Source organism: Streptomyces sp. NPDC102462 (assembly GCF_044765425.1).
Lineage (GTDB): Bacteria > Actinomycetota > Actinomycetes > Streptomycetales > Streptomycetaceae > Streptomyces.
Genome location: NZ_JBIWKB010000086.1, coordinates 26559 through 31925, shown reverse-complemented (window position 1 = coordinate 31925; position 5367 = coordinate 26559). Strand labels below are relative to the sequence as shown.

6 protein-coding genes are annotated in these 5367 nt (G+C 69.1%); 3 read left to right on the top strand and 3 right to left on the bottom strand.

The window, feature by feature from the left end:
- Positions 1 to 183 (top strand): hypothetical protein (locus tag ACIRFL_RS40340; protein ID WP_404039627.1); only part of this gene is annotated, 183 nt, incomplete at its 5' end.
- Between the two features lie 78 nt (positions 184 to 261).
- On the opposite strand, the gene ACIRFL_RS40335 is transcribed toward ACIRFL_RS40340, so the two are convergent.
- The 3 genes from ACIRFL_RS40335 to thyX all read right to left on the bottom strand — a co-directional run bounded on the left by ACIRFL_RS40335 (position 262) and on the right by thyX (position 3924).
- A complete protein-coding gene (locus ACIRFL_RS40335) occupies positions 262 to 1947 on the bottom strand; it encodes a ribonuclease J (protein ID WP_404039624.1) in 1686 nt (561 codons plus the stop codon).
- Positions 1948 to 2090: 143 nt separating this feature from the next.
- Positions 2091 to 2990, bottom strand: coding sequence for a 4-hydroxy-tetrahydrodipicolinate synthase (gene dapA, locus ACIRFL_RS40330; protein ID WP_404039621.1), 900 nt, complete (start codon positions 2988 to 2990; stop codon positions 2091 to 2093).
- A 193-nt stretch (positions 2991 to 3183) separates the two neighbouring features.
- Positions 3184 to 3924 (bottom strand): FAD-dependent thymidylate synthase, encoded by a 741-nt coding sequence (thyX, locus tag ACIRFL_RS40325; RefSeq protein WP_404039618.1) that lies wholly within the window; start codon positions 3922 to 3924, stop codon positions 3184 to 3186.
- Between the two features lie 189 nt (positions 3925 to 4113).
- Between thyX and ACIRFL_RS40320 the strand changes: the two genes are divergently transcribed.
- Both ACIRFL_RS40320 and ACIRFL_RS40315 read left to right on the top strand, forming a co-directional pair.
- Complete coding sequence (locus tag ACIRFL_RS40320; RefSeq protein WP_404039615.1) at positions 4114 to 4350, top strand: hypothetical protein; 237 nt, start codon at positions 4114 to 4116, stop codon at positions 4348 to 4350.
- Between the two features lie 110 nt (positions 4351 to 4460).
- Positions 4461 to 5015: a hypothetical protein gene (locus ACIRFL_RS40315; RefSeq protein WP_404039612.1), complete on the top strand. Its 555-nt coding sequence runs from the start codon at positions 4461 to 4463 to the stop codon at positions 5013 to 5015.
- The last annotated feature ends 352 nt before the right edge of the window (positions 5016 to 5367 follow it).

Sequence of the window (5367 nt, the reverse complement as noted above, 5' to 3'; positions counted from 1 at the left end):
CGACTCTATCAGATCTTTTCTCGACCCGATTTCCTCGGTGCTTTCCAGGTTCCCGCTCTCGCGTTTCCCTTTCCGGCGGACCCGACTTTATCAGAGATTCTGAGCCGGATTTTCCGCCGCCCCGATGAGGCAGGGCTCAGCGCACACGAAGCGGCTGGGCTTCCCTCTCAGGCGGAGCCGTAAACGTACTGGAGCGGGGTGCCCCGATGCAAATCGGGGCACCCCGCTCCGGGTTCACACGGACGAGGGAACGTCCGCGGGTCAGACCTCCACGACGACGGGGAGGATCATCGGCCTGCGCCGATAGGTGTCCGAGACCCACTTGCCCAGGGCGCGGCGGATGAGCTGTTGCAGCTGGTGGGGTTCCACGACGCCGTCCTGGGCGGACCGCTCCAGTGCTTCCGTGATCTTCGGGATGACGCCCGCGAAGGCGGAGTCCTCGATGCCGGAGCCGCGGGCCTGGACGTGCGGGCCGCCCGTGATCTTGCCGGTGGTGGAGTCCACCACCACGAAGACCGAGATGATGCCCTCGTCGCCGAGGATCTTGCGGTCCTTCAGGGCGGGCTCGCCGACATCGCCGACCGAGAGTCCGTCGACGTACACATAGCCGGCCTGGACCTTGCCGGAGATCTTCGCCTTGCCCTCGACGAGGTCGACGACGACGCCGTCCTCCGCGATGACGATCCGGTCGTGCGGGATGCCGGTGAGGGCTCCCAGTTCGGCGTTGGCCCGCAGGTGGCGCCACTCGCCGTGCACCGGCATCAGGTTCTTCGGGCGGCAGATGTTGTAGAAGTACAGCAGCTCGCCGGCGGACGCGTGGCCGGAGACGTGCACCTTGGCGTTGCCCTTGTGGACGACGTTGGCGCCCCAGCGGGTCAGGCCGTTGATCACGCGGTAGACGGCGTTCTCGTTGCCCGGGATGAGGGACGAGGCCAGGATGACCGTGTCGCCGTCGACGATGCGGATCTGGTGGTCCCTGTTGGCCATCCGGGACAGGGCGGCCATCGGTTCGCCCTGGGAGCCCGTGCAGACCAGGACCACCTCGTGGTCCGGCAGGTCGTCGAGCGTCTTCACGTCCACCACCAGGCCCGGCGGGACCTTCAGATAGCCCAGGTCGCGGGCGATGCCCATGTTGCGGACCATCGAGCGGCCGACGAAGGCGACCCGGCGGCCGTACTCGTGCGCCGCGTCCAGGATCTGCTGGATGCGGTGGACGTGGCTGGCGAAGCTGGCCACGATGATCCGCTTGCGGGCGCTCGCGAAGACCTGGCGCAGAACGTTGGAGATGTCACGCTCGTGCGGGGTGAAGCCGGGGACCTCGGCGTTGGTGGAGTCGGTGAGGAGGAGGTCGATGCCCTCCTCGCTCAGCCGTGCGAACGCGTGTAGATCCGTGAGGCGATTGTCCAGCGGCAGCTGGTCCATCTTGAAGTCGCCCGTGTGGACCACCATGCCGGCGGGGGTGCGGATCGCGACCGCGAGGGCGTCCGGGATGGAGTGGTTGACCGCGATGAACTCGCAGTCGAAGGGGCCGATGCGCTCGCGGTTGCCCTCGGCGACTTCGAGGGTGTATGGGCGGATGCGGTGTTCCTGGAGCTTCGCCTCGATCAGGGCGAGGGTGAGCTTGGAGCCGATCAGCGGGATGTCCGGCTTCTCCTTGAGGAGGAACGGCACTCCGCCGATGTGGTCCTCGTGGCCGTGGGTGAGGACGATGCCGTCGATGTCGTCGAGGCGGTCTCTGATCGACGAGAAGTCCGGCAGGATCAGATCGATTCCGGGCTGCTCCTCCTCGGGGAAGAGCACTCCGCAGTCGACGATCAGCAGGCGGCCGCCGTACTCGAAGACCGTCATGTTCCGGCCGATCTCGCCGAGACCGCCGAGCGGGGTGACCCGCAGGCCGCCCTCGGGGAGCGGCGGGGGTGAGCCGAGTTCAGGATGCGGATGACTCAAAAGACCCTCCTCACCACGCGCGCCACGTACCGGTGGGCACGTGGCGCGCGTGACGTTCGTGCAGAAGCAGTTGTCGTTGTCGGATGCGGGCACCGGTGGCCCGCCTATTCAGTTGTGAAGCCCGGATGGTGCCAAGTCTGGTGTTAGAGCTGTACCCCGCTGGCGGCAAGATCGATCTTGAGCTGTGCGATCTCCTCGGGCGTGCACTCGATCATGGGTGCGCGCAGCGGTCCTGCGGGCAGGCCCTGGAGGGCGAGCGCGGCCTTGACCGTCATGACGCCCTGGGTGCGGAACATGCCGGTGTAGACGGGGAGCAGCTTCTGGTGGATCTCGGTGGCCTTGTGGACGTCGCCCGAGGTGAAGGCGTCGACCAGGGCGCGCAGGTCCGGGGTGACCACATGGCCGACGACCGAGACGAAGCCGACCGCGCCGATGGAGAGCAGCGGCAGGTTGAGCATGTCGTCGCCGGAGTACCAGGCGAGTCCGGACTGGGCGATGGCCCAGCCGGCCCGGCCGAGGTCGCCCTTGGCGTCCTTGTTGGCGACGATCCTCGGGTGCTCGGCGAGGCGGACCAGCGTCTCGGTGTTGATCGGGACGCCGCTGCGGCCGGGGATGTCGTACAGCATGACCGGCAGTTCGGCGGCGTCGGCGACGGCGGTGAAGTGCCGGTACAGGCCCTCCTGCGGGGGCTTGTTGTAGTACGGGGTGACGACTAGGAGGCCGTGTGCGCCGGCCTTCTCCGCGGCGCGGGCCAGCTCGGTGCTGTGGTGGGTGTCGTTGGTGCCGACACCGGCCACGACGTGGGCGCGGTCGCCGACCGCCGCCAGTACCGCTCGTACGAGATCCGTTTTCTCCGCGTCGCTGGTGGTGGGGGACTCGCCAGTGGTGCCGTTGACGATCAGGCCGTCGTTGCCTGCGTCCACCAGGTGGGTGGCGAGCCGCTGGGCGCCGTCGAGGTCGAGCGCGCCGTCCGCCGTGAAGGGCGTGACCATGGCGGTGAGGACCCGCCCGAAGGGGGTCTGCGGAGTGGAGGTCGGAGCCATGGGTAACACGCTACTCGCTGCTCACTGCGCGGTCTGCCCTAGGGGTGACGGGAAAGTCCGGACAAATGCGGAGCCCGGCACTGCCTGCTCGGGGGTTCAAGCAGTGCCGGGTCCGTTTGATCAGGCTAGATGAACTTCTCCAAATGCCGCAATACGGACACTTCGCCAGGCTGATCCGTACCTGCGTGCGGTCTCAGGGGGCGACGCGGCCGTTGGCGTTGAAGGCGGCGTGGGTGAGCGGCATGAGCTGGGCCCAGGCGGCCTCCATCCCCTCGCCGACCATCTCGATCTCCCGCTGCGGGAAGGACGGCACCTTGGCCAGCTCGTGCTGGGTGCGCAGGCCGAGGAAGTGCATCAGCGAGCGGGCGTTGCAGGTGGCGTACATCGAGGAGTAGAGGCCGACCGGGAGCACGGACCGGGCCACCTCGCGGGCGATCCCCTCGGCGAGCATCTGCTGGTAGGTCCGGTACGCCTGGCGGTAGGACTCCTCCATGGCGCGCGTGACCAGCTCGTGCTGGCCGGGTGAGCCCTCGACGAACACGTACTTGCCGGGCCGCCCCTGCTGCACCAGCTTGCGCGACGTGTCCGGCACGTAGAACACCGGCTGCAGCTCGCGGTAGCGGCCGGACTCCTCGTTGTAGGACCAGCCCACGCGGTGCCGCATGAACTCGCGGAACACGAAGATCGGGGCGCTGACGAAGAAGGTCATCGAGTTGTGCTCGAACGGGCTGCCGTGCCGGTCCCGCATAAGGAAGTTGATCAGGCCCTTCGAGCGCTCGGGGTCCTTGTTCAGCTCGTCCAGGGACTGCTCCCCGACCGTCGAGACACGGGCCGCGAACAGCACGTCGGCGTCCGCCGCGCTGTGCTTGACCAGTTCGACGGTGACATCGCTGCGCAGCTCGATCTTGAACTCGTCGTCGGGGGTGGGGGTCACGATGCGGCGGGTCCTTCCCATCTCGTCACTTGGCGACGCCACTCTACGACCCGCCAAACGGGGCGTTCACTGCCGGGACCCAATGAACTTGGCGAAACCGGGCACCTTTCCCGTGGCTCACTCGTCTGTCCGGGTGAGAGTCATCCGTTCGATCATGATGTCCGCTTCCCGAAGGGAGATGTCCGCCCGATGTTCCGCCGGCGCGAACCCGTGCCGTTCGCCTTCCTCGCCGAGGCCGACAAGTTCCGCAGCAATGTCGCTCCCCCGCCGCGTCAGCGTGCGTCCGCCGGTCAGATGGCCGGGCGCTGGCTGCTCGGACTCACCCTCGTGGCCGGGCTCGTGGGCTCCCTCGTCCTCGGGATACCCGCGCTGTCCACTCCCGCCGCCCCACAGACCCCGCAGTCGCAGGCCGCGCAGGGGCGCTGACCGGGCAGGGCCCGTGCGCCCCCCTTACGGACCCCCGCGGGTGGTGAGCGGGGACCCCGGCGGATAGCCTCACCGGGCACAGCCCATGCATGGACGAGTGAGGACCAGCCGTGCCCCTGCCCTTCCTGACGGCCGACCGCTCCTTCGAGGCAGCCGACGACATCGCGTTGCCGCACGACGACCGCGCCCGTTGGCGCCGGCCCTACCGGCCGGGTCCCTGGCGGGTGGGAGCGGCAGCGCTGTGGCTGCTGCTCGCCTCGTTCGTGCTGTTCGGCGCCGTCATCATCGCCCTGACCGCCTCGCCGGCCTCCGCGGGGGTGGTGTTCGCGCTCGCGCTGCTCGTCATCGTCGCGGCGCTGCGGCTGCTGCGCATGGGCGTGTGGGTGAGCGCGCGCGGCCTGCGGCATGTGGACTTCCTCGTCACCCGCACCGTGCCCTGGAAGCGGATCGTCGCGGTGCGTACGGTGCAGACGCCGGTGCGCTGGCTCGGGCTGCCGCGCACGGTGCAGGGGCAGGCGCTGGTCCTCGTACGCCAGGACCGTGCGGCCGAGGAGTCCGCGCCGCTGCTGACCACGCACAACCTTGACTTCCTGGGGCGGGTCTCGGCCTTCGACCGGGCTGCGGACACCATCGAGGCCTGGGCGGCGGAGTACCGGCGGGGCTGAGCGGCACGGGGGGTCCGGTCCGCAGGACCGGCGCGGTGCCTTTGCCCTAGGCGTTGAGGGCGGCCTCGGCCAGGACGGCGAGACGAAGCGGCGGCGGGGGCCGAGGCGGACGGCGTTCGACGGCACGCTGACAAGGGCACCCTGGCCTTGCGCCATGACGTGCGGGATGAGGAACGGGACAACCCGGACTGGCCCCCCCATCGGCAGACCTGTGGCGTGCGAGCCTCAGCACGCCGACGATGTGCGCAAGCCTCAGCTTGCCGACGACATGCGCGAGCCTCACCACGCCGACGGCGCGTGCGGGCTCGGCACGCCGATGGCGCGTACGAACCCGGCACGCCGACAACGTGCG